Here is a 22,398-nt window from a genome sequence, read left to right as displayed (position 1 = left end):
GCCTTTGCTCCCGAGGGCTTCTTATTTTATAGCCAATTCATATTCCCAAAAAAGAGACTTATCATTTCAGAATTCCATAAAAAAAGCCCCCTGTTCAAAGAACAGAGAGCTTTAGGGTCTGGTTGGTTATTGTGAAATTTAGACCCTTGGTAGATCTCCATCTCCCTTTAGTGGGAGATTGGAGTCTCCCATTAGAAAGCTGTCCACGTGATGTGCTGCCTGTCTGCCTTCAGAAATGGCCCAAACAATAAGGGATTGTCCTCTTCTTTGGTCCCCCGCAACAAATACACCTGGTACATTGGTTTTATAATCTTTAGCCGAAGCATTGATATTGGTCCTTGGGTCAAGTTCCAGTCCAAGTTCATCGGCTATGGTTGTCTCAGAACCGGTGAATCCTAGGGCTAGTAAGGCCAAATCGCATTCCCACTCCTTTTCTGTACCCTCAACTTCCTTTAAAACGGGTCGTTGCCCGGGTACTTTTTCCCAAACCACTTCAGAAGTGACCAAGCCTTTAAGGTTACCATTTTTATCTCCAATAAATTTCTTGGTTGAAATACTGAAAACACGATCCGCTCCTTCTTTGTGTGAAGTACTGGTTCGCAAACGCATGGGCCAAAATGGCCAAGGTTGACCTTCAGGACGTTCTGGAGTGGATTTGGGCATAATCTCAAAATTGGTTACGGAAACCGCCCCATGTCTTATGGAAGTTCCAATGCAGTCAGAACCGGTATCTCCACCACCAATGACAATAACCTTTTTTCCTTCTGCCGTCAATTCCTCTCCTTTGTATGGTATACCATCCACTTTTCTGTTGTTTTGTGGAAGAAAATCCATGGCCTGGACAACACCTTTTAAGTCCGCTCCCGGAATAGGAAGTCCTCTTCTTACGGTTGCCCCTCCACAGAGTACAATGGCATCGTAATCATCACGAAGTTGTGAAGCCGAAACATCTACACCGACATGGATTCCGGTTTTGAAAACGATTCCTTCGGCTTCCATCACTTCCAATCTTCGGTCAATAATATGTTTCTCCATCTTGAAATCAGGAATTCCATAACGAAGCAGGCCACCTACTTTTTCATCCCTTTCAAATACCGTAACAGCATGCCCAGCTCTATTTAGTTGTTGGGCAGCGGCCAAACCAGCAGGTCCCGATCCTACAACCGCAACCTTTTTATCCGTTCTGGTTGTGGGAGGCTCTGGGACGATCCAACCATTTTTAAAGGCTGTTTCGACTATATTCTTTTCAATATTTTCGATAGAAACAGGATCTTCGTTGATGCCCAAAACACAGGCTTCCTCACAGGGAGCAGGACAAAGCCTACCCGTGAATTCCGGAAAATTGTTCGTTGAATGAAGAATTTTTGTGGCCTTTTCCCATTTTCCTTGGTAAACGGCATCGTTAAAATCCGGAATAAGATTTCCAAGTGGACATCCGCTATGGCAAAATGGGATACCGCAGTCCATGCAACGCGCACCTTGGTCTTTAAGTTCCTTTTCCTTTAATGGAATGGTAAATTCCTTATAGTTTTTGATTCGCTCTTTAACAGGGACATAGCCTTCATCTTTCCTATCAAATTCCATAAATCCAGTCGTCTTTCCCATGGCTCAAATTATAAGGTTTGTAATTTTTCTTTTTCCAATCTGATCAAAGCTTGTCGATATTCTTCAGGGAAAACTTTGATGAATTTTGGGAGATACTTTTCCCAATCTTCCAAGATTTCTTGTGCCAATGGGCTTAAGGTGGCATTGTAATGATTTTCAATGAGCTCTTTCAATTGCTTGATATCATTGTCTTCTTCCACGGCCAAAAGGTTGAGTGTCTCGCCGTTGCATTGCTTTTCGAATGTACCATCCGTATCCAGTACATAGGCGATTCCTCCACTCATTCCCGCACCAAAGTTTCTTCCTACAGATCCTAAAATAACGGCAACTCCACCAGTCATATATTCACATCCATGATCCCCAATACCTTCCACAACCGCTTTGGCTCCAGAATTTCGAACACAGAAGCGCTCTCCCGCCTTTCCATTAATGTAGGCTTCTCCTGAGGTGGCTCCGTATAAGGTTACATTTCCAGTTATGATATTTTCCTCAGGCTTCAAGGTTGACTTGTCCGGGACTTTAATGATCAATTTAGCTCCGGAGAGTCCCTTTCCTAGATAGTCATTGGTGTTACCATTGACCACCATAGTGAGTCCCTTTGTGGCAAAAGCTCCAAAACTTTGTCCTGCAGAACCGGTAAAGTTGATTTTGAGCGTATTTTCCGGAAGTCCCTCAGCTCCATAGATTTTGGAAATCTCGTTACTGATAATGGCTCCTACCGCCCTGTTGGTGTTATAAATTGGGAAATCCAAAACGGTTTTCTCCTTTCTGAACAAGGCAGGGTGCGCTTGGGCAATAATGTCAAATTCAATGGAATCTTCAATACCGTGCACCTGCTTTTGGGTGTTGTGGAATTTTGTTCCTTTCGGCACATCAACCTGATAAAGAATCGGCGTAAGGTCTATCCCCGCAGCCTTGTAGTGCTCAATGGCCTTCTTTCTGTCCAGTTTTTGTACTTGACCCACCATTTCATCAACAGTCCTAAACCCAAGTTTGGCCATAATTTCCCGCAGTTCTTGGGCTACGAAATACATATAGTTGACTACATGTTCAGGCTTCCCTTTGAATTTTTTACGTAACTCGGGGTTTTGTGTGGCAATTCCCACGGGACATGTATTCAGGTGGCATACACGCATCATAATACATCCTGATGCTACCAATGGAGCAGTGGCAAAACCAAACTCTTCAGCTCCCAAAAGACAGGCTACGGCAACATCCCTTCCTGTTTTTAACTGTCCATCACATTCCAATACAATCCGATTTCGAAGGTCGTTCAACACCAAAGTTTGTTGTGCTTCCGCGATACCCAACTCCCAAGGAAGTCCGGCATGTTTTAGGGAAGTCAAGGGTGAAGCACCTGTTCCGCCATCAAAACCTGAGATAAGAATCACATCCGCTTTGGCTTTGGAAACCCCAGCTGCAACGGTTCCTACCCCAACTTCGGAAACCAATTTCACGTTGATTCGGGCATCTTTATTGGCAGATTTAAGGTCGTAAATCAATTGGGACAAATCCTCAATGGAATAAATATCGTGATGGGGAGGGGGAGAAATAAGCCCTACATAAGGTGTGGAATTCCTGGTTTTGGCAATTGCAGGATTCACTTTGGGTCCTGGCAATTGTCCACCTTCACCTGGCTTGGCACCTTGCGCCATCTTAATTTGGATTTCCTGTGCATTGGTCAAGTAGTTGGAGGTGACACCAAACCTACCTGAAGCCACCTGTTTGATGGCACTGTTTTTCCAATCCCCTGTTTGATTTTTATAGAAACGAGCCGAATCCTCACCGCCTTCTCCCGAATTGCTTTTTCCTCCGATACGGTTCATGGCAATCGCTAGATTTTCATGGGCTTCCTTGCTAATGCTTCCATAAGACATGGCCCCTGTTTTGAAACGTTTTACGATTTCAGTCCAAGGTTCCACCTCCTCAATTGGAATGGGGTCGTAGTTCGAAAACTCGAACAATCCCCGGATGGTCATTAAGTTTTTGGACTGCTCATTCACCAACTCGGAATACTCTTTATAAGTCTCCGGCTCGTTATTGCGTACCGATTTTTGAAGTTTGGCGATGGTCAATGGATTGAACATGTGCTTTTCACCATCCCGTCTCCAACGGTACTCTCCACCAATCTCAATATCCAGATTGGCCGCTAATTCCTGATTTTTAAATGCCTTTTTATGGCGCTTGGCAACCTCCTTTTCAATCTCATATAATCCAATACCCTGGATTCGTGTAGGGGTATTTGGAAAATATTTGCCTACCACTTTGGTATTGATCCCAATGCACTCGAACAACTGCGAGCCGCGATAGGAATTCAATGTGGAGATTCCAATTTTGTTCATCACTTTTAGAATGCCTTTTCCAATGGCCTTGTTATAGTTATGGATGGCTTCCTCAAAAGTGTATTCCGTAATGTCGTTTTCTTCAATTTGCTCCCCTATGATCTCATTGACCAAATAGGGGTTGATGGCACTTGCCCCAAAACCGAAAAGCAGGGCAAAATGATGAACCTCCCTGGGTTCAGCAGATTCCACTATAATGCTCAGTTTAGAACGTTTGCCCATTCGGCTTAAACCACTGTTTACATAAGAACATGCAAGTAAGGCTGGGATGGCCGCCATTTCAGTACTAACCATCCTGTCTGATAGAATAATGATGTTGGCCCCTTCGTCTATGGCATCTGAGGCCTGCTGCAGAACGGAATCCAAAGCCTCTTCAATTCCATTGTGTCCCTTGGCAATTTCATACAAGATGGAAATAGAAACTACTTTATAGTCAGGACTGGCGTCATAATTTTTTATTTTATCCAAATCCTCTTTAGAGATTACCGGATTTTGGATTTTTAGTTTACGGCAGTGCAGTTCATTGATCTCAAATAGATTTTGATCACTACCTAGGGTAAGACTGATATCGGTGATCAATTCTTCTCGAATTCCATCCAAAGGTGGATTGGTCACCTGCGCAAACAACTGCTTGAAGTAGTTGTAAATCAACTGTGGCCGCTCAGATAGTACCGCGATAGGGGTGTCGGAGCCCATGGAACCAATTGGTTCCTTCCCATTTTTGGCCATGGGAAGAATAATGGTGTTGATGTCCTCCAAGGTATAGCCAAAAGCTGCCCTTCGGGTTTCTAATGGAAACTCACCGTAAAAAACAGGACAGTCATTATAAGGAATATCCTTTAGGTGTACCAGATTGTTTTGAAGCCATTTTTGGTATGGATGTCTCTTGGCAATGGCTTCTTTTATTTCCTCATCGTTGATGATACGCCCTTCCTCCATGTTCACCAAGAACATTTTACCAGGTTCCAGTCTTCCATGAAATTCAATATCTTCAGGCTGCAAATCCACTACCCCGGTCTCAGAAGACATGATCACATATCCTTTTTTGGTCACCGAATACCTTGATGGTCGCAATCCATTGCGGTCCAAAACCGCTCCGATGTAATTTCCATCGGTGAAGGGAATGGAAGCAGGTCCATCCCAAGGTTCCATTAAACAAGAGTTGTATTCGTAAAAGGCCCTTTTGGACTCGGACATTTCGGTATTCTTCTCCCAGGCTTCGGGTACCAGCATCATCATGACTTCCGGCAAGGAACGACCTGTCATCAATAGTAGTTCAACAACCATATCCATACTTGCGGAATCCGATTTTCCTGGAAGTACAACAGGGAGGATTTTTTTAATGTCTTCCCCAAACCAATCGCTTTCCAATAACTCTTGACGCGATCGCATTCTAGAAACATTACCTCTTAGGGTATTGATTTCTCCGTTGTGGCACATATATCGGAAAGGCTGGGCCAAATCCCAAGTTGGAAACGTATTGGTTGAAAATCTTTGGTGTACCAGAGCCAATCGGGTAACAACCCGGGAGTCCAACAAATCTTGATAGTATCTACTGATATCTTGAGGAACCAACAATCCCTTGAAAATGATAATTTTTGTAGAAAGGCTTGGTAGATAGAAGAACTGACTTTGGGATAATTTACTTTTGATTATGGTATGCTCGGTAACCTTGCGCGCTATGAAAAGTTTCAAATTGAACTGGAAATCATCCAAATCATCAACTTTACCTATAAACACCTGTTTTACGAAGGGTTCTGTCTCTGCTGCAATTCTTCCGGGCACGGATCGGTTCACGGGAACATCCCGCCATCCCAACAACTGCAGTCCTTGTTTTTTGATGTTTTCCTCTAGTGTTGCAATACAAAAATCACGTTGATTTTCCTTTTGCGGTAGAAAGACATTGCTCATGGCATACTCTCCTGCTTTGGGTAGCTCAAAGGGGCATACCTGGGTAAAAAAGTCGTGGGGAATATCAATAAGAATACCCGCACCATCCCCAGTTTTTCCATCCGCACTTACAGCACCTCTGTGTTCCAATTTATCCAGAATCTCGAGTGCCTTGTGAATTATATCGTTTGATTTCTTTCCTTTTAGACTGCAAATAAAACCTGCGCCACAATTGTCATGCTCAAATTCCGGCAGGTATAACCCTTGTTTTTCCAACTTCCTCATCATTATGGTATTTGTTCAAAAATATCATTTTTGATAAAGAAAAGGCATGGTTTTCAAGCAAATGCAACTAATTCATCAACGTTTGTGTAAATGCTTTAAAAATTATGCAAATTAAAAATTTGGGGAATCGATAATTATGATAATCTCAATTTTGAGGAAGGGCTAAGTCTAGTTTTGCTTAAATCATGGGGGTGTTAAGTGCTACGGTTAAGAATTTTCAACTACTGGATGACAATGGCAAGGGGTGAAACGTGATAATTGCCTGATTTTGGCATATAACCCCCTAAAGAATAGGGGTATCTTAAATGACAGAATGGAAAATTCAGTCTTTTAAGATACTTCTGGAAATTACCATTTTCTGAATCTCGGAAGTCCCTTCATAGATTTGGGTGATTTTGGCATCGCGCATAAGTCGCTCTACGTGGTATTCCTTTACAAATCCATTTCCGCCGTGTATTTGAACGGCCTCTACTGCAGTTTCCATGGCAACCTCCGAGGCATATAACTTAGCCATTGCACCGGATAAGGAGTAGTCTTTCCCCAAATCTTTGTCGCAAGCTGCTTGGTATACCAAATAACGGGCTGCCTGTATTTTGGTGTGCATATCTGCAAGTTTAAAGGCAATGGCTTGGTGATTGGCTATCTCAGTGCCGAAGGCCTTACGTTCCTTGGCGTATTTTTTGGAAAGCTCGTAGGCTCCGGCCGCTATACCCAAGGCTTGTGCCGCGATCCCAATCCGACCGCCCGAAAGGGTCTTCATGGCGAATTTGAACCCAAAACCATCTTCTCCAATTCGATTTTCTTTTGGAACTTTCACGTCGTTGAAGATCAAAGAATGGGTGTCACTTCCCCGAATGCCTAATTTGTTTTCTTTTGGACCAATTTCAAAACCGTCCATTCCCTTTTCCACAATTAGCGCATTGATGCCACGGTGACCCTTATCGGCATCTGTTTGGGCGATTACCAGATAGAATTCGGCTGAACTTCCATTGGTAATCCAATTTTTGGTGCCGTTTAATATGTAATGGTCTCCTTTGTCTATGGCTGTTGTTTTTTGTGAGGTGGCATCTGAACCTGCTTCCGGTTCCGAAAGACAAAATGCGCCAATGACCTCGCCAGAAGCCAAGCGGGTTAGATACTTTTCTTTTTGGGCTTCCGTGCCAAAAGTTTCAAGTCCCCAGCAAACCAACGAATTATTTACCGAAACCATGACGGAAGCTGAAGCATCTACTTTGGACAATTCTTCCATGGCCAAAACATAGGATAGGGTATCAAGACCGCTGCCTCCATATTTTTCATTCACCATCATTCCCATAAATCCTAGGTCCGCCATTTTTTCAACCAGCTCCCATGGGAATTTTTGCGCATCGTCCCGTTCAATGATTCCGGGCAATAGCTCATTTTGGGCAAAATCCTTGGCCGCTTGCTGTATCATCAGTTGTTCTTCCGAAAGTGAAAATTCCATAGAATTGAGAAATAGTTAAAAAAGGGATACAAATATAGCTTTTAGATGGTTATTTTTCATCAAAAAACCCATTGAAATGAGAATTACCTAATTCAATGAATGGGGTTTTGAATCTATTTTGGGCTTGCCAAATTTTCTGGAAGGAAGATTATGTGGGAAAATCCATTTTGAATATCTTTAGCAACAAGCTCGGCTGAAAAGCAGGGCCAGTTTCAACATCTTAAACCAAACTAACTATGGAAACCATCCTCATTGCCATATTTGTCTTAGGCTATTTAGCTATTACCCTGGAACACAACCTTAAAATAGACAAGCTAATACCAGCTTTGGCCATGATGGCCATTCTCTGGGCCATGATGGCATTTGGAATTGATGGGTTTACCACCTGGTTTGATTCTGGGAAGCATGCCTTATTGGATGGCTTCGGCGATCTGGGGCATGAGGACAAAATGCATTTGCTGGAGGAGACCCTTTTGCACCACTTGGGTAAAACCTCGGAGATCTTGGTATTTCTATTGGGTGCCATGACCATTGTGGAAATCATTGATTATTTTGACGGTTTCGCTACCATTAAATCTTATGTGAAGACAAGGAGCAAACGTAAAATCCTTTGGATATTTGCCTTTTTGGCCTTCATTCTTTCCGCAATCATAGACAACCTTACCGCTACTATTGTTTTGGTTTCCATACTTCAAAAGGTTATTAGGGACAGAAATGTTAGAATTTGGTATGCCGGTTTGATCATTATCGCGGCGAACGCTGGCGGGGCGTGGTCTCCCATTGGGGATGTTACCACTACCATGCTATGGATTGGAAACAAGGTTACCACCGCTAAGTTGATTGGCTACTTGTTGGTGCCTTCATTGGTTTGTATGTTGGTACCTACATTTATCGCCTCCTTTATGTCCGCATTTAAAGGTGAGATAGATTTGGAAGAGGCAACTCCGGCCAAATCCAAATTTGGGGCCACTATGTTATACCTAGGTTTGGGTGCGATTGTTTTTGTGCCCATTTTCAAAACCGTGACGCATTTGCCACCCTATGTGGGAATGATGTTGTCACTTGCCGTTGTGGCCACTTTTGCTGAAATCTACAGTAGCTCCAAAATTACGATTTCGTCTGTAGATCCCGAAAGTGATGCAGGAGCTCACCACAGTCCGGTACACAGCGCTTTGACCAAGATAGAATTGCCTAGTATTCTATTCTTCCTTGGAATTTTGATGGCTGTTGCAGCTCTGGAATCTCTGGGATTGTTATTCAACTTTGCAGAAAACCTAAAACAGAGTGTTGGCTTACTAGGCACTGAACTTGAAGGAACCCAGGTATCCGATTTAGTAGTGATTATTTTGGGAATCGGTTCTGCAATTATTGACAATGTTCCCTTGGTGGCGGCCAGTTTGGGAATGTTCTCTGAGCCCATAGATAATCCGTTGTGGCACTTTATTGCCTATTCAGCAGGTACTGGAGGTAGTATGTTGATCATTGGTTCTGCTGCTGGTGTGGTGGCCATGGGAATGGAAAAAATCGACTTCTTCTGGTATCTTAGAAAAATAGCATGGTTGGCCTTCATAGGGTTTATTGCGGGCGCCATTTGCTTCATTGGAATGCGATATTTTTTCTAAAAAATACTTTAGCTCAAAAATCTCCGTTATTATTGCAACTAAAATTGGGGATTTTATATGATTATTTTTCAAGATTTGGAAGAGGGGTCCGAGATTGCAGCTGCTATTTCGGAAGAAAAAACCCTTTCTGTTATTGACCTTATCGTTAACGGGGGAACAGGAAGTGTTGTTATTATAATGGTACTTTTTGTACTTCTTTTTGTAGCACTCTATATTTACTTTGAGCGCATTTTTGCAATTAAAGCAGCATCAAAGATTGACAAAAACTTTATGAACCAAATTCGTGACCACGTCATGAATGGGAAGTTGGACGCTGCCAAAATTTTATGTGCCCAGACCGATTCACCGGTAGCCAGGTTGACAGAGAAAGGTGTTTCGCGTATTGGAAAGCCTTTGGATGATATCAATACAGCTATTGAAAATGCGGGTACTTTAGAGGTTTACAAACTGGAAAAGAATGTAAGTGTTTTGGCCACAGTGGCAGGAGCGGCACCCATGATAGGTTTCTTGGGAACCGTAATTGGTATGATTTTGGCATTCCACGAAATGGCGAGTAGCGGCGGACAAGCAGAAATGGGATCTTTGGCATCTGGAATTTACACAGCTATGACCACAACTGTTGCCGGTTTGGTGGTTGGTATCATTGCCTATATCGGATATAACCATTTGGTGAACAGAACCGATAAAGTGGTCCATAAAATGGAAGCCAATGCTGTTGAGTTTTTGGATTTATTGAATGAACCCATCTAGCGTTCAGACATGAAATTAAAGGGAAGAAATAAAGTAAGTCCAGAGTTTAGCATGTCGTCAATGACAGATATTGTGTTCTTGTTGTTGGTGTTTTTTATGTTGACCTCAAATGCACCCAATGCACTGGATTTGCTGTTGCCAAAAGCAAAAGGGAAATCTACGAACACCCAAAATGTTTCAGTGACCATCAACAAGAATCTGGAATATTTTGTGAACAATGAGCAAATTAGCTCAGAATACATTGAAATTGAATTAAAAAAGGCACTAAAAGGGCAGGAGAAGCCTACAATCATTCTAAGGGCAGAACAGAGCGTGGCCATTAAAGAGGCAGTAAACGTGATGGATATAGCCAACAGAAACAGTTACAAGGTTATCTTGGCGGTGCGGCCAAAATAATGTCATTTTTAGATACGAGACACAAGAAAAAATCCTTCACACTTACCACTTTGCTGTTAAGTGCATTACTTCTATTGCTTTTTTATATTGGGCTCACCTATTTGGATCCACCCATTGAAAATGGGATTGCAGTAAATTTCGGTACGACAGATTTTGGTAGCGGACCGGTTCAACCTAAGGAGAAAGTGCGGTCGGAGCCTAAACAGGTAAAAACCGAACAAATTCCTGAACCCGTTCCGGAGCAAGCGGAACCGGAGCCTGTCGCGCCACCCGAGCCTGTGGAAAAGGTAGTGACCCAAGACAGCGAGGAGACTATCCGAATAAATCAACAAAAAGAAGCCAAAAGAAAGGCTGAAGAAGCTGAAAGAAAAGCAAAGGCCGAAGCAGAGCGGATCGCCCGGGAAAAGCAGCAAGCCGAAGAACGCAAAAGAAAAGAGCAGGAGGCTAAAAAGAAAAGCTTGGATGCCCTAATCGGTGGAATTGGCAAGTCTGATGGTAAAACCATTGGCAGTGAGGGCGATGATAATAGACAGGGTGACAAGGGCCAGCCAGATGGAGATCCCTATGCAACCAGCTACTATGGTGCTCCAGGTAGTGGAAGCGGAACAGGCGGTTATGGACTCAATGGGCGTTCCTTGGTAAGCAAGGGTAAAGTACAGCAGGAATGTAATGAAGAAGGCCGTGTAGTGGTTAGAATTGTTGTGGATAGAAATGGAAGGGTAGTAAAAGCAACTCCTGGAGTCAAAGGAACTACCAATAACGCGCCTTGTTTGTTAGACCCAGCACGAAAAACTGCTCTCTTGCACAAATGGAACCTGGATTCCAATGCGCCAACGCAACAAATTGGCTTTGTTGTGGTCAACTTTAAGCTGGGGCAATAACACCATGACTTACAAGGAAACCCTGGACTGGATGTTCCAACAGCTTCCCATGTACCAGCAGAAGGGGCAAGTGGCGCTTAAGGACAAATTGGATAATATTCTGGCCTTTTCGGAGGTCTTGGGAAATCCCCATCAAAAATTTAAGAGTATCCATGTGGCCGGAACCAATGGCAAGGGATCCAGTAGCCATATGTTGGCTTCTGTTTTGCAGGAAGCGGGCTATAAGGTGGGATTATATACTTCTCCCCATTTAAAGGACTTTCGGGAGCGTATCCGAATCAATGGAAAAAAAATCGGAAAGAAATCCGTAAAAAACTTCATCAAAAAACACAAGTCATTTTTTGAGCACAACGAGCTCTCGTTTTTTGAGATGACCGTTGGGATGGCCTTTCATTATTTTGCTAAAAAACAGGTGGAGATTGCCGTTATTGAGGTTGGCCTTGGGGGGCAATGGGACTCTACAAACATTATTGTCCCTGAAGTTTCCCTGATTACCAATATTGGTTTGGACCATACTCATATTTTGGGGGATACGCTGGAGAAAATTGCCTTGGAAAAGGCGGGGATAATCAAGAAGGGAATTCCTGTGGTAATCAGTGAACGGCAACCGGAAACCGAAGGGATATTCAATATAATTGCCGCTAAGAAAAATGCGAGTATAAGCTTTGCGGAGGACACTGCCATCGAAAATTATAAAACGGACCTATTAGGAGACTATCAGATTAAAAATATCAAAGGTGTGGTGAGTGCCTTAAAAGTGCTCAAGGGATTTAAGATTAAAAAACGCCATATCAGGGAAGGATTGAAAAAAGTGACTGATAATACGGGTTTATTGGGAAGATGGCAGGTGTTGGGCGAACATCCTTATCTGGTATGCGATGCTGCACATAACAAAGAAGGCCTGCAATTGGTATTGAACCAGATTACACTGCACAAGTTTGAAAAACTACATATGGTACTTGGTTTTGTGAACGACAAAAATTTGGAAGATGTACTGGGTCTTTTTCCGAAGAAAGCGACTTATTACTTCGTAACACCTAACATTCCAAGGGGACTCGCCGCAAACAATTTAAGAGATACGGCTAATAAATATGGATTGGAAGGGGAAGCCTTTGATTCCGTTAAAAAAGGGCTTAACCAAGCCTTGGAACATGCCGGAAAGAAAGATTTTGTCTACGTGGGGGGGAGCACTTTTGTGGTTGCCGAAGTTGTTTAGATATTTTCTGTTTTTTCTTTTTGCTAAATGAAAAATGGTGCTATATTTGCACTCCCATTTGGAAAATGGAATGGGCGCGTAGCTCAGTTGGTTCAGAGCACCTGGTTTACACCCAGGGGGTCAGGGGTTCGAATCCCTTCGCGCCCACAACGACAAAAAACCTCAGCATTTGTGTTGAGGTTTTTTTGTTGGTAGTTATTGATACATGAAATATTGGGTTTACATTCTGTATTCGGGGCATTTGGACAAATACTATGTGGGTTCGACCCAGGACATTGAAGGTCGATTGCAAAGGCATTTGGCAGCTCACAAAGGTTTTACGTCGCATGCCAAGGACTGGGTATTGAAATATCAGGAACCTTTTGGCACAAAGTCCGAAGCCGTAAAGCGAGAGTTCCAAATAAAGAAATGGAAGAGCAGGGCGATGATTGAAAGGTTGATTAGCCAGAGCTAAGGTTGTTCAGAGCATCCCGATTTCACATCGGGAGGGTCAGGGGTTCGAATCCCTTCGCGCCCACGACGACAAAAAACCTCAGCATTTGTGTTGAGGTTTTTTTGTTGACTGTTATTGGTACATGAAATATTGGGTTTACATTCTGTATTCGGGGCATTTGGACAAGTACTATGTGGGTTCGACCCAGGACATTGAAGGTCGATTGCAAAGGCATTTGACGACCCACAAAGGTTTTACGTCGCATGCCAAGGACTGGGTATTGAAATATCAGGAACCTTTTGGCACAAAGTCCGAAGCCGTAAAAAGAGAGTTCCAAATAAAGAAATGGAAGAGCAGGGCGATGATTGAAAGGTTGATTGGCCAGAGCTAAGGTTGTTCAGAGCATCAGGGGTTTCCCGAGGCAAGCTCGGGATAAACCGAATCCCTTCGCGCCCACAACGACAAAAAACCTCAGCATTTGTGTTGAGGTTTTTTTGTTGACTGTTATTGATACATGAAATATTGGGTTTAAACACCTCTAAGATTGCAATTTCTTAATGATAGCGAGGGTTTCGGTAACTTTTTGGGTCAATCCGTCATAATCAAACTCTCCTGCATCGTTTTTCACGAACAGTTTTGAGCCCATGCCAACGCAGTGCACTCCGGCTTCAAACCAGGCTTGGAGGTTCTCTTGGGTAGGTGCTACCCCTCCGGTGGGCATAATACTGGACCATGGGGAAGGACCTTTTATTGCTTTTACAAAAGCGGGTCCTCCTACCTGGGAACCAGGAAAAATTTTGACTACCTCGGCGCCCAATTCCTCTGCAGCGGAGATTTCACTTAGGGAACCACAACCAGGAGACCAAGCAATTTTACGCCTATTGCAGACTTTGGCCATATCGGGGTTCAAGATGGGGGATACCACAAAATTGGCCCCTAATTGAATGTAAAGGGAAGTGGTACCCGCATCAACCACTGAACCGATTCCCAAAATCATTTCGGGAGTTTCCTTGGCTGCAAATTTTGTCAGAGCCGTGAATACTTCATGGGCAAAGTCCCCACGGTTGGTAAATTCAAAAACCCTTGCTCCACCTTGGTAACAGGCTTTTAGCACTTTCTTGCAAATCTCTATGTCACTGTGATAAAAAACCGGAACCATCCCGGTTTCCTTCATTTGAATTGCTACGTCTATTCTAGTAAATCTAGCCATTTGATTTTGTTTTATCGGGCTACTCTTCCAGAGGCATCGCCGCCCATTAGTTTTTCCACTTCGGCAACAGTAACCAAATTGGCATCCCCTTTAATAGTGTGCTTCAAGCAGGATGCTGCCACTGCAAAATCCAGGGCATTTTGGTCATCCTTCGGATAGGTGAGCAATCCATAGATTAACCCGCCCATAAAGGAATCACCGCCACCAACGCGATCAACAATATCCGTAATTTGATATTGGGTGGTTTCGTACATTTTTTTACCGTCGTACAGTACCCCGGCCCACGTATTGTGTGAGGCGGAAATAGACCCTCTTAAAGTGGTGATAACCTTTTGCGCCTTTGGGAATTTGGCCATCATTTGTTGGCATACGGATAAAAAGGCCTCGGCTTTAACGTGATGCCCCTCTGTCTGTACACTTATCCCCTCAGGTTTGATTCCAAAATGCATTTCGGCATCTTCTTCATTGCCTAAAATAATATCGCAATAGGAGGTAAGTTCGGTCATGATGGTTTCACGGTCACCCCCGTACTTCCAAAGTTTGGCTCTATAATTTAAGTCTGTAGATATGGTAACTCCCATTTCGCTGGCAACCTTTACCGCTTCCAAGCAAGCATCTGCAGCACCTTGGGAAATAGCTGGCGTAATCCCAGTCCAGTGGAACCATTGCGCATCTTTAAAAACGGCTTTCCAATCCACCATTCCCGGTTTAATTTCAGACATGGCAGAGTGTGCTCTGTCATAAACCACTTTACTGCCTCGGCTTACCGCGCCGGTTTCCAAAAAGTAAATACCTAAGCGATCGCCGCCAAAAATGATGTTTTGGGTATTTACCCCTCTTTTTCGCATTTCCATTAAAGCACAATCACCTATGTCATTTTTAGGGAGACGGGTTACAAAATCCACTGGAATCCCATAATTGGCCAAGGAGACTGCAACGTTGGATTCTCCTCCGCCATAAATTACATCGAAGGAATTGGCTTGGGAAAACCTTAAAAATCCTGGAGGGGCCAATCTGAGCATGATTTCCCCGAATGTCACTACTTTTTTCATATTGGTATTAGTTGTTTCGTTAACGTACACGGAAACGATTTAAAAAAACAAGGCCGAGCCTTTATTGATTATTCCGTGTACCTACACGGAGAAATTCAAAAGTAGTATATTGCAATCAATTTTAAAAGGATTTTTTTTCTTTTTTTGAGAAATGAAGCGGATTACAATCAAGGAAATAGCGAAAAGAGCAGGGGTTTCCATAGGAACGGTAGACAGAGTGCTGCACAATCGGGGCGAAGTAGCCGCCAAAACCAAGGAACTTGTGCTAAAAATTGCGAATGAAGGCAATTACACTACCAATGTTTATGCAAGAAGTCTCAAGCTTAACAAAATATATCGCATAGCCGTACTTCTACCCAAGGACAATGAGTATTGGAGTACCCTTAACAATGCCATAAACAAAACAGCCGAACGGTATGCGTCCCTGGGAATCCATCCTGAATTTTTCACCTTTGACAGACATAGCGAAACCTCCTTGTTGCAACAGGCCCAACAGATGTTGGAATCGGAACCTGATGGTGCTATTTTGGCACCTTTGGTTGAGGATGAGATTCGTCGTTTAACTTGCATCTTGGATGAGCGTGATATTCCCTATGTTTATGTAGACTCCAATCTGGAAGTGTCCCATCCGTTGGCCTTTATTGGTCAAGATTCTTTCCAGGCGGGGTATTTGGCGGCCAAATTGCTCAATTTGGGATTTCCCAGGGGGCACAAAGCGTATATTGCCCGTTTTTTTGATTTTGATAGCCTCAATAAGACTATAGAGGAACGTATCAAGGGATTTCGGGATTACTATGAGACCCACGGATATGATACCCAACTTATTTTTGATGTTGACTTATCCAGTGGAACCCAGAAGTTTTTGAATCAGATTCATGAAGCTGGGAATTTAGGCCCGGTACATATCTTCATACCTAATTCACGTGCCCATCAGTTGGTCAAGGAACTCAAAGGGTTTAAAGGTCATCGAAGAACAGTGGGTTTTGATTTGATTAACGAAAACAAAGCCTGCCTAACCCGTAACACCATCGATTTTATTATTGATCAAAATCCAAGTAAACAAGGGGAACTTGCGCTTCAAGCTTTTTATGACAAGTTGATTGCAAACACGGAGGTCAGAACCAATCAATTGATGGCCTTGGAAATATTCACGAAAGAGAACCTTCAGGGCAACTGATCAAGTAACCTTTGGAATTTTCTTTCCAGAAGAGATGTCCATATTCCTATAGGAATTATAGGCATTCTGCGAAAACGGTAAATCTTCCCGAAGAGAATTTACGTAAAACCTTATCGGAAAAAACTTCCAAAACATGATTTTGAGGGAACTTGAAGTAAAGGATAACCTCAATCCAATCCAAATGCGAAAGTTGATTTTGGACATATTTTCACTAAGACGTGCACAATCCAGGCATATTGGATCGGTGGTGGCATCCAAGTATGTGAAATCGGGATTGACTTTGCAAGAGGCTATAGACATCAGGGAAAAGATAAGGCATGCCTTTGAGTATGATAAAATTTATAAAAGCAATACCCTTAGCCTTAATGACCTTTCGACTTATATAAATAAGGATAGATATAAAGTTTCCCAGGTACTAAATGAGTATCTGTCCAAGAATTTTTATTCCTTAATCAATCAGTATCGAATTGCGGAAGCCAAAGATCTTTTACTCAACCACCCCTTTCTTAGTGTAAAGGCAGTGATGTATGAGGTTGGCTTTAACAGCAAAACCAGTTTTTACTCCGCCTTTAAAAAGGAAACAGGGGTAAGCCCCAATGACTTTAGGTCTTTGACCGGCAGTTTTGCATCCTGATTACCTCCTTTACTGTAGCAAGTTTTTTTGACATTCTTCCTCTAAGATATAACACCAGCATTGATGGTCATTGGTATGATCCAACTTCCGAAGGTTTCGGGTAGATGTTAAATTTTAAGAAACCTTTTAAAGACTTCCTTCTTCACAAGAGTTTGTTAAAAAAGGTTCTTCTGGTTGGGCTGCGGCGGTTTTGTTGTACGTCCCGTTTTAGAAGTACTTCTAATAATCCCCCATACAATTGTTTTGTCATTGCAATTGTAAAGGTAAGGCGGTGAGAGGCCTTACTACCTTCTAATAAAAACTTTCCATTAAGTTTTGTTTTCGTGTTAGGGAGTATTATTTGAATTAGCTATCAATACCACCTACTCCCGCCTGCCTTTCTCAGTTGCACTGACTCATAATTTTCTAATAAAACTGCTAACTCTATGAAAGTAAAACAGCTATTTGGGACACTTGTGTTCGTGCTTTTGTGCATTACCTCGGTTCAGTCCCAAGAAAAGACAATTACAGGTACGATCATTGATCAGACCGGAATTCCGCTGCCTGGCGTCAACATTGTTGTAGAGGGTACCACAACGGGGACCCAATCAGATTTTGATGGTAACTACTCCATTGAAGCCAGCGTGGGCCAAATCTTGGTCTACACCTATTTGGGCCAAAGAACAGCAAGACGCACCGTGGGTGCCCAAGATGTAATCAACCTTCAAATGGAGGAAGATGCCCAGGCACTTGAAGAAGTCGTTGTTACGGCTTTGGGTATTAAAAGGGAAAAGCAAGCCCTGGGTTATGCCGTGGCAGAGGTAAGCTCTGAACAGCTAGAGGAAAAGGCCGAAGGTGATTTGGGAAGGGTACTAATCGGGAAAGCTTCTGGGGTAAACATTACCCAGCAAAGTGGACTTTCCGGTTCAGGTACCAATATCATTATCCGGGGTTATAACTCCTTTAGCCAGAGCAACCAGCCTTTGTTCATTGTGGATGGGGTTCCCTTTAATGGTGACACCAATGCTTCTGGTAGACAGGGAGACCGACAGGATTTTATTAATGGTAACAATGGATCCAGTAGATTTTTGGATCTGGACCCCAACAGTATAGAAAGTGTAAACGTACTTAAAGGACTTGCGGCCTCCACCCTCTACGGTTCTTTGGGTAGGAATGGGGTAATTTTGATTACTACCAAGGCCGGTTCAGCTGGGCAAGGAGGAGCCAAGAAAACCGAAATCACGGTGAATTCCTCCATATTCTTTAACGAAATAGCTTCAACGCCCGAATACCAGAATCAGTTTGGAAATGGTTTTGACCAATCCTTCGGATGGTTCTTTAGCAACTGGGGGCCAAGTTTTGACCGGGATGGTATCTCAGGTTGGGGCAATAGTTCAGCCTTTGATTCTGAAGGAACCTTGCCACACCCGTATTCCATATCGGCGGCAGGTCAGCAAGCCTTTCCGGAATTTGCCAATGCTCGATACGAATGGAGACCCTATGATAGTTTTGGGGCATTCTTCAAAACGGGAACCGTAACAAACTTGTCCGTTAATGCAAGGGGTGCATCAGATGATGGCAAAATATCCTACAACGCAAACTACGGACATTTAAAAGATATAGGCTTTACGCCAGGAAATAGTCTCAACAGAAACAATTTTGGTGTTGGGGGGCGAGCTATTTTGAGCAACAAGTTCACGATTTCCGGGACTATGAACTATTCCCGAACCAAATTTATTTCGCCACCAATTGCCCTAAGTCAGGGTAACGGAGCTACCGGTTCCGGGTCTTCTGTCTTTGGGGATTTGTTCTTTACTCCTAGAAGTATAGATGTGGTGGGACTGCCATTCCAGAGTCCAATAGACGGTAGAAGTATTTACTATAGGAACGGAAATGACATTCAGCACCCGTTGTGGACCGTGAACAATGCAGGTACTGAACAGGAGACCAACAGGGTTTTTGGTAATATGGCGGCCCAATTCCAGTTCAATGATAATCTAAACCTGATCTACAGGGTTGGTTTGGATGTTTATAGTGAGAACAACCTCAATTATCAAAATAAGGGAGGTATCAACGGTAACGTTCCGCAGCCTAGATTGGCGAGTGGTATCTATGAAACCTGGAATAACACCAACACCATCTGGGATCATAACTTGGCATTGAACGGAGACTATGATATCACCGATAAAATAGGCACCACCTTTAATATCGGTGTCAACGGAAGAAGGGAATTGTTTAACCAAAATGGTATTGCCAGTGATGCACAACAGGTTTTTGGAGTGTTAAGGCATTTCAACTTCCTGAACCAAAATGAGATTCAGTTAACCTCGGATAGAAATCTTGTTGGGTTTTATGGACAGGTTGAAGTTGATTACGATAGTTTCTTATACTTGACCGTAGCGGGTAGAAATGACTGGGTTTCCAACCTTTCTACAGACAATAGGGCCTTGTTCTATCCCAGTGCGAGTCTTTCGTTTGTACCTACCACGGCTATAGACGGGCTTAAGAGTGAGAATGTACTGAACTATTTGAAAATTAGGGCAGGATACGGAACCTCGGCAGGTTTCCCCGATGCTAATTCGGATAATTTCCCAGTGGCAAACAGGTTGATTTTGGATACCCAAGATCATCTGGATCCACAGGGTAATACCATTGTGTCCAATACAAGTCCGCTTACCTTGGGTAATCCGGATTTGAAACCAGAACGTGTGGATGAAATTGAGTTGGGTGTTGAATCGAGATGGTGGGACGGTAGAATTACCTTGGATGCCTCGATATATGAAAGAACCACCACGGATTTGATTGTACAGCAACCTCTAGATCCTTCATCGGGTTATTTTAGAACCAATACCAATGTGGGTGAAATCAAAGGTCAAGGTGTAGAAGTGGATTTAGGTCTTAATTTCTTCAGAAGCCAGGAAGAAGGTGGATTCAATTGGAATACCAATATCAACTTTACGGCCAATGAAACCGAGGTTACGGATTTGGGTCAGGAAACAGACTTGATCGTATATTCTGGATTTGGAAACCTTGGAAACGCAGCCATCGAAGGACAACCTTTAGGGGTTATCTACGGTACGCGTATTCTTAGGGACGATGCCGGAAACTTTGTGGTGAATGCCATTGGGGATTACGTTCAGGATTCTCAGGATGGAGTCATTGGAGACCCCAACCCGGATTTTGTGGCCAACATCAACAATACCTTCTCCTACAAGAACTTCAGTCTTGGATTCCAGTTCAATTGGACGCAAGGAGGGGATATCTGGTCCAGTACCATTTCAACCTTGTTGGGAAGAGGGCTTATTGTAGAGACCTTAGATCGTGAAAACACCTTTGTACTTCCTGGTGTTCAGCAGAGCGATGGTAGGGTAAATGATGTACAGATCAACAACTCCGATTATTATTTCAACAATATTCTAGGAAATATTTCAGAACTGCAGGTGTTTGATGCCACGGTACTGCGTTTGCAAGAAGTTACATTGGGTTACGCCCTTCCAAAAAAATTCCTGGAAGACACTCCTTTTGGATCATTGTCCTTTACGGTATCTGGATTCAATCTTTGGTACGATGCAATCAATACTCCGGACGGGGCCAATTTTGACCCCAATACATCCGGTACAGGTGTAGGTAATGGATTTGGTTTCGAATTCCTGAACGGACCAAGTTCCAGAAGATATGGATTCAGTGTAAAAGCAACTTTCTAAAAAAAATTAAAGATGAAAATAAGAAGTAAACATAGCATATTGGGTCTCTTTGTAGGACTTCTGGCTTTGACTTCCTGTGAGGTCACTGAGTTGGAAGGCACCAATGACCCTAACTTTTTAACACCAAGTGAAGCGGCCCCTGATTTCTTCATCACATCCATTCAAGAGGATTTTGCAAGACATTTGGATGGGGATGTTGCTGGTGACCCCAACGATAATTGGGTAACAGGTGGTTTCCAATTTGGTGATGGATTGTCACCGCTTGGAATGGAACTTACCCGTTTAGTGGCCATGCAGAGTAGGGACTATGAAAGTACCTATCAAGATAGTGATGTGGATGATGAATGGGACAATGCCTATCGTGGAATTCTTTTCGATATTCGGTTGATGACCCCATTGGCACAGGAGGCCGGACAGACACGCCACCTGGGAATTGCCCAATTTATTGAGGCTTACATTATCTCTTCTTTGGTGGATTTCTTTGGAGATATTCCGTATACCGAAGCCGTTCAGGCTCCCGCCATTGTAAATGCCAAATTGGATAGTGGCCAATCGGTTTATGAAGCAGCACAAGCCTTATTGGATCAAGCCATTGTCAATTTTACCAATACGGCATCGGCTAACCCAGCGGTAGAGTTGTTTTACAATAACGACTATACAAAATGGGTAAAAGCGGCCAATACCTTGAAGATGAAGTTATATCTTCAGACCCGTTTGGTGGATCCAGGTGCTATTGCGGCCTTTAATGCCATTGTGGCCTCTGGTGATTATATTACAGATACCGCAGACGACTTGGAATTTATTTGGGCAGGAACAAGCGCTTCCAATCCAGATAACAGACATCCAAGATATGGGCTCAATTATGTGTCCAATGGTCCCGGGGACTATCAAGGCAATTGGTTGATGAACCAGATGATGGTGAACAATGATCCAAGGATGCGGTATTATTTCTACAGGCAAACCAATGAGGTTCCTGGGCAGGAGGCCGATCCAGATGAGCAAACCTTAAGATGTTCCTTGCAGACCCCACCATTGCATTATTCCAATGGCGGATTTACATTCTGCAACCTTCCCAATGGGTATTGGGGAAGAGATCATGGGGATGATGAAGGAACTCCTCCAGATGGACCGGTACGTACCACATGGGGTGTCTACCCTGCCGGGGGACGGTTTGATGATGACAGTTTTAGTCCAGTGGCCCAACCTACAGACCCATTATCCAATGGAGGGAATGGTCTAGGGGCAACGCTCATATTAAATGCTTTTATGGTTGATTTCTGGCGCGCTGAGGTAGCCTTGGCCCAAGGAGATGCGGCTACAGCCCAAACTTTCTTGGAAGCAGGGCTGACCAAACAGATTGCCAAGGTAAGGGCAGCAGTTTCTGTGGATCCCAATGCCGATCTCTCTTTTGAACCTTCTGCAACAGATGTAACCGACTTTATCAACACTGTTGTGACTGATTTTGGTGCGGCTTCGGGAGATGATCAATGGAATATTCTGGCCGAAAACCACTTTGTGGCGCATTATGGAAACGGGATAGAGACCTATAACTTTTATAGGAGAACCGGCTTTCCAAGTACTTTACAGCCAAACAGGGAACCTGATCCGGGAAGTTTCCCCAGATCTATGTTTTATCCTAATCAGGCGGTGACATCGAACTCCAATATTACCCAGAAAACCAACCTTTCGGTTCAGGTATTTTGGGATAATAATCCAGCGGGACCAGCATTCCCAAGATCAAATTAATAACAGCAATG

General features: G+C 43.4%; 16 protein-coding genes and 1 tRNA gene. 12 read left to right on the top strand and 5 right to left on the bottom strand.

Annotated features, from left to right (window positions below; genetic code table 11):
• Positions 1 to 138 precede the first annotated feature (138 nt).
• The 3 genes from ACO6S0_RS14020 to ACO6S0_RS14010 all read right to left on the bottom strand — a co-directional run bounded on the left by ACO6S0_RS14020 (position 139) and on the right by ACO6S0_RS14010 (position 7,587).
• Complete coding sequence (locus tag ACO6S0_RS14020; protein WP_422348954.1) at positions 139 to 1,605, bottom strand: glutamate synthase subunit beta; 1,467 nt, start codon at positions 1,603 to 1,605, stop codon at positions 139 to 141.
• An 8-nt stretch (positions 1,606 to 1,613) separates the two neighbouring features.
• Positions 1,614 to 6,122, bottom strand: coding sequence for a glutamate synthase large subunit (gene gltB, locus ACO6S0_RS14015; RefSeq protein ID WP_422351833.1), 4,509 nt, complete (start codon positions 6,120 to 6,122; stop codon positions 1,614 to 1,616).
• A 322-nt stretch (positions 6,123 to 6,444) separates the two neighbouring features.
• Complete coding sequence (locus ACO6S0_RS14010) at positions 6,445 to 7,587, bottom strand: acyl-CoA dehydrogenase (RefSeq protein ID WP_422348953.1); 1,143 nt, start codon at positions 7,585 to 7,587, stop codon at positions 6,445 to 6,447.
• 236 nt (positions 7,588 to 7,823) lie between these two features.
• Here ACO6S0_RS14010 and nhaD point away from each other — a divergent pair, with 236 nt between their 5' ends.
• The 8 genes from nhaD to ACO6S0_RS13970 all read left to right on the top strand — a co-directional run bounded on the left by nhaD (position 7,824) and on the right by ACO6S0_RS13970 (position 13,276).
• Complete coding sequence (gene nhaD, locus ACO6S0_RS14005; RefSeq protein ID WP_422348952.1) at positions 7,824 to 9,209, top strand: sodium:proton antiporter NhaD; 1,386 nt, start codon at positions 7,824 to 7,826, stop codon at positions 9,207 to 9,209.
• 57 nt (positions 9,210 to 9,266) lie between these two features.
• Positions 9,267 to 9,959 carry a MotA/TolQ/ExbB proton channel family protein gene (locus ACO6S0_RS14000; RefSeq protein WP_420400773.1) on the top strand — a complete coding sequence of 231 codons (693 nt, stop codon included), beginning with the start codon at positions 9,267 to 9,269 and terminating at the stop codon, positions 9,957 to 9,959.
• A gap of 9 nt (positions 9,960 to 9,968) precedes the next feature.
• The gene (locus ACO6S0_RS13995; protein WP_420400772.1) at positions 9,969 to 10,355 is read left to right on the top strand and encodes an ExbD/TolR family protein; all 387 of its coding nucleotides are present in this window, start codon (positions 9,969 to 9,971) and stop codon (positions 10,353 to 10,355) included.
• Positions 10,355 to 11,236: an energy transducer TonB gene (locus ACO6S0_RS13990; RefSeq protein WP_422348951.1), complete on the top strand. Its 882-nt coding sequence runs from the start codon at positions 10,355 to 10,357 to the stop codon at positions 11,234 to 11,236. The genes ACO6S0_RS13995 and ACO6S0_RS13990 overlap by 1 nt, the downstream gene beginning before the upstream one ends.
• Before the next feature lie 4 nt (positions 11,237 to 11,240).
• A complete protein-coding gene (locus ACO6S0_RS13985) occupies positions 11,241 to 12,452 on the top strand; it encodes a bifunctional folylpolyglutamate synthase/dihydrofolate synthase (RefSeq protein WP_422348950.1) in 1,212 nt (403 codons plus the stop codon).
• A 72-nt stretch (positions 12,453 to 12,524) separates the two neighbouring features.
• A tRNA-Val gene (locus ACO6S0_RS13980) sits at positions 12,525 to 12,599 on the top strand.
• Between the two features lie 58 nt (positions 12,600 to 12,657).
• Entirely contained in the window at positions 12,658 to 12,906 is a 249-nt protein-coding gene (locus ACO6S0_RS13975) for a GIY-YIG nuclease family protein (RefSeq protein WP_422348949.1), read from the top strand.
• A 121-nt stretch (positions 12,907 to 13,027) separates the two neighbouring features.
• Complete coding sequence (locus ACO6S0_RS13970) at positions 13,028 to 13,276, top strand: GIY-YIG nuclease family protein (protein ID WP_422348948.1); 249 nt, start codon at positions 13,028 to 13,030, stop codon at positions 13,274 to 13,276.
• A gap of 147 nt (positions 13,277 to 13,423) precedes the next feature.
• On the opposite strand, the gene ACO6S0_RS13965 is transcribed toward ACO6S0_RS13970, so the two are convergent.
• Together ACO6S0_RS13965 and ACO6S0_RS13960 are read right to left on the bottom strand one after the other, a co-directional pair.
• A complete protein-coding gene (locus tag ACO6S0_RS13965) occupies positions 13,424 to 14,095 on the bottom strand; it encodes a bifunctional 4-hydroxy-2-oxoglutarate aldolase/2-dehydro-3-deoxy-phosphogluconate aldolase (protein WP_422348947.1) in 672 nt (223 codons plus the stop codon).
• Between the two features lie 11 nt (positions 14,096 to 14,106).
• Positions 14,107 to 15,147 (bottom strand): PfkB family carbohydrate kinase, encoded by a 1,041-nt coding sequence (locus ACO6S0_RS13960; RefSeq protein WP_422348946.1) that lies wholly within the window; start codon positions 15,145 to 15,147, stop codon positions 14,107 to 14,109.
• Positions 15,148 to 15,298: 151 nt separating this feature from the next.
• Between ACO6S0_RS13960 and ACO6S0_RS13955 the strand changes: the two genes are divergently transcribed.
• The 4 genes from ACO6S0_RS13955 (at position 15,299) to ACO6S0_RS13940 (ending at position 22,387) form a co-directional block, all read left to right on the top strand.
• Entirely contained in the window at positions 15,299 to 16,324 is a 1,026-nt protein-coding gene (locus ACO6S0_RS13955; protein ID WP_422348945.1) for a LacI family DNA-binding transcriptional regulator, read from the top strand.
• 133 nt (positions 16,325 to 16,457) lie between these two features.
• Positions 16,458 to 16,958 (top strand): helix-turn-helix domain-containing protein, encoded by a 501-nt coding sequence (locus ACO6S0_RS13950; RefSeq protein WP_422348944.1) that lies wholly within the window; start codon positions 16,458 to 16,460, stop codon positions 16,956 to 16,958.
• A gap of 425 nt (positions 16,959 to 17,383) precedes the next feature.
• A complete protein-coding gene (locus ACO6S0_RS13945; RefSeq protein ID WP_422348943.1) occupies positions 17,384 to 20,641 on the top strand; it encodes a SusC/RagA family TonB-linked outer membrane protein in 3,258 nt (1,085 codons plus the stop codon).
• Positions 20,642 to 20,653: 12 nt separating this feature from the next.
• A complete protein-coding gene (locus tag ACO6S0_RS13940; RefSeq protein WP_422348942.1) occupies positions 20,654 to 22,387 on the top strand; it encodes a SusD/RagB family nutrient-binding outer membrane lipoprotein in 1,734 nt (577 codons plus the stop codon).
• Positions 22,388 to 22,398 lie beyond the last annotated feature (11 nt).

It is taken from the genome of Flagellimonas sp. (assembly GCF_965233845.1).
Taxonomy (GTDB): Bacteria; Bacteroidota; Bacteroidia; order Flavobacteriales; family Flavobacteriaceae; genus Flagellimonas.
Note: the sequence above shows the minus strand (reverse complement) of the source record. Positions and strands in the feature narration are given on the sequence as shown.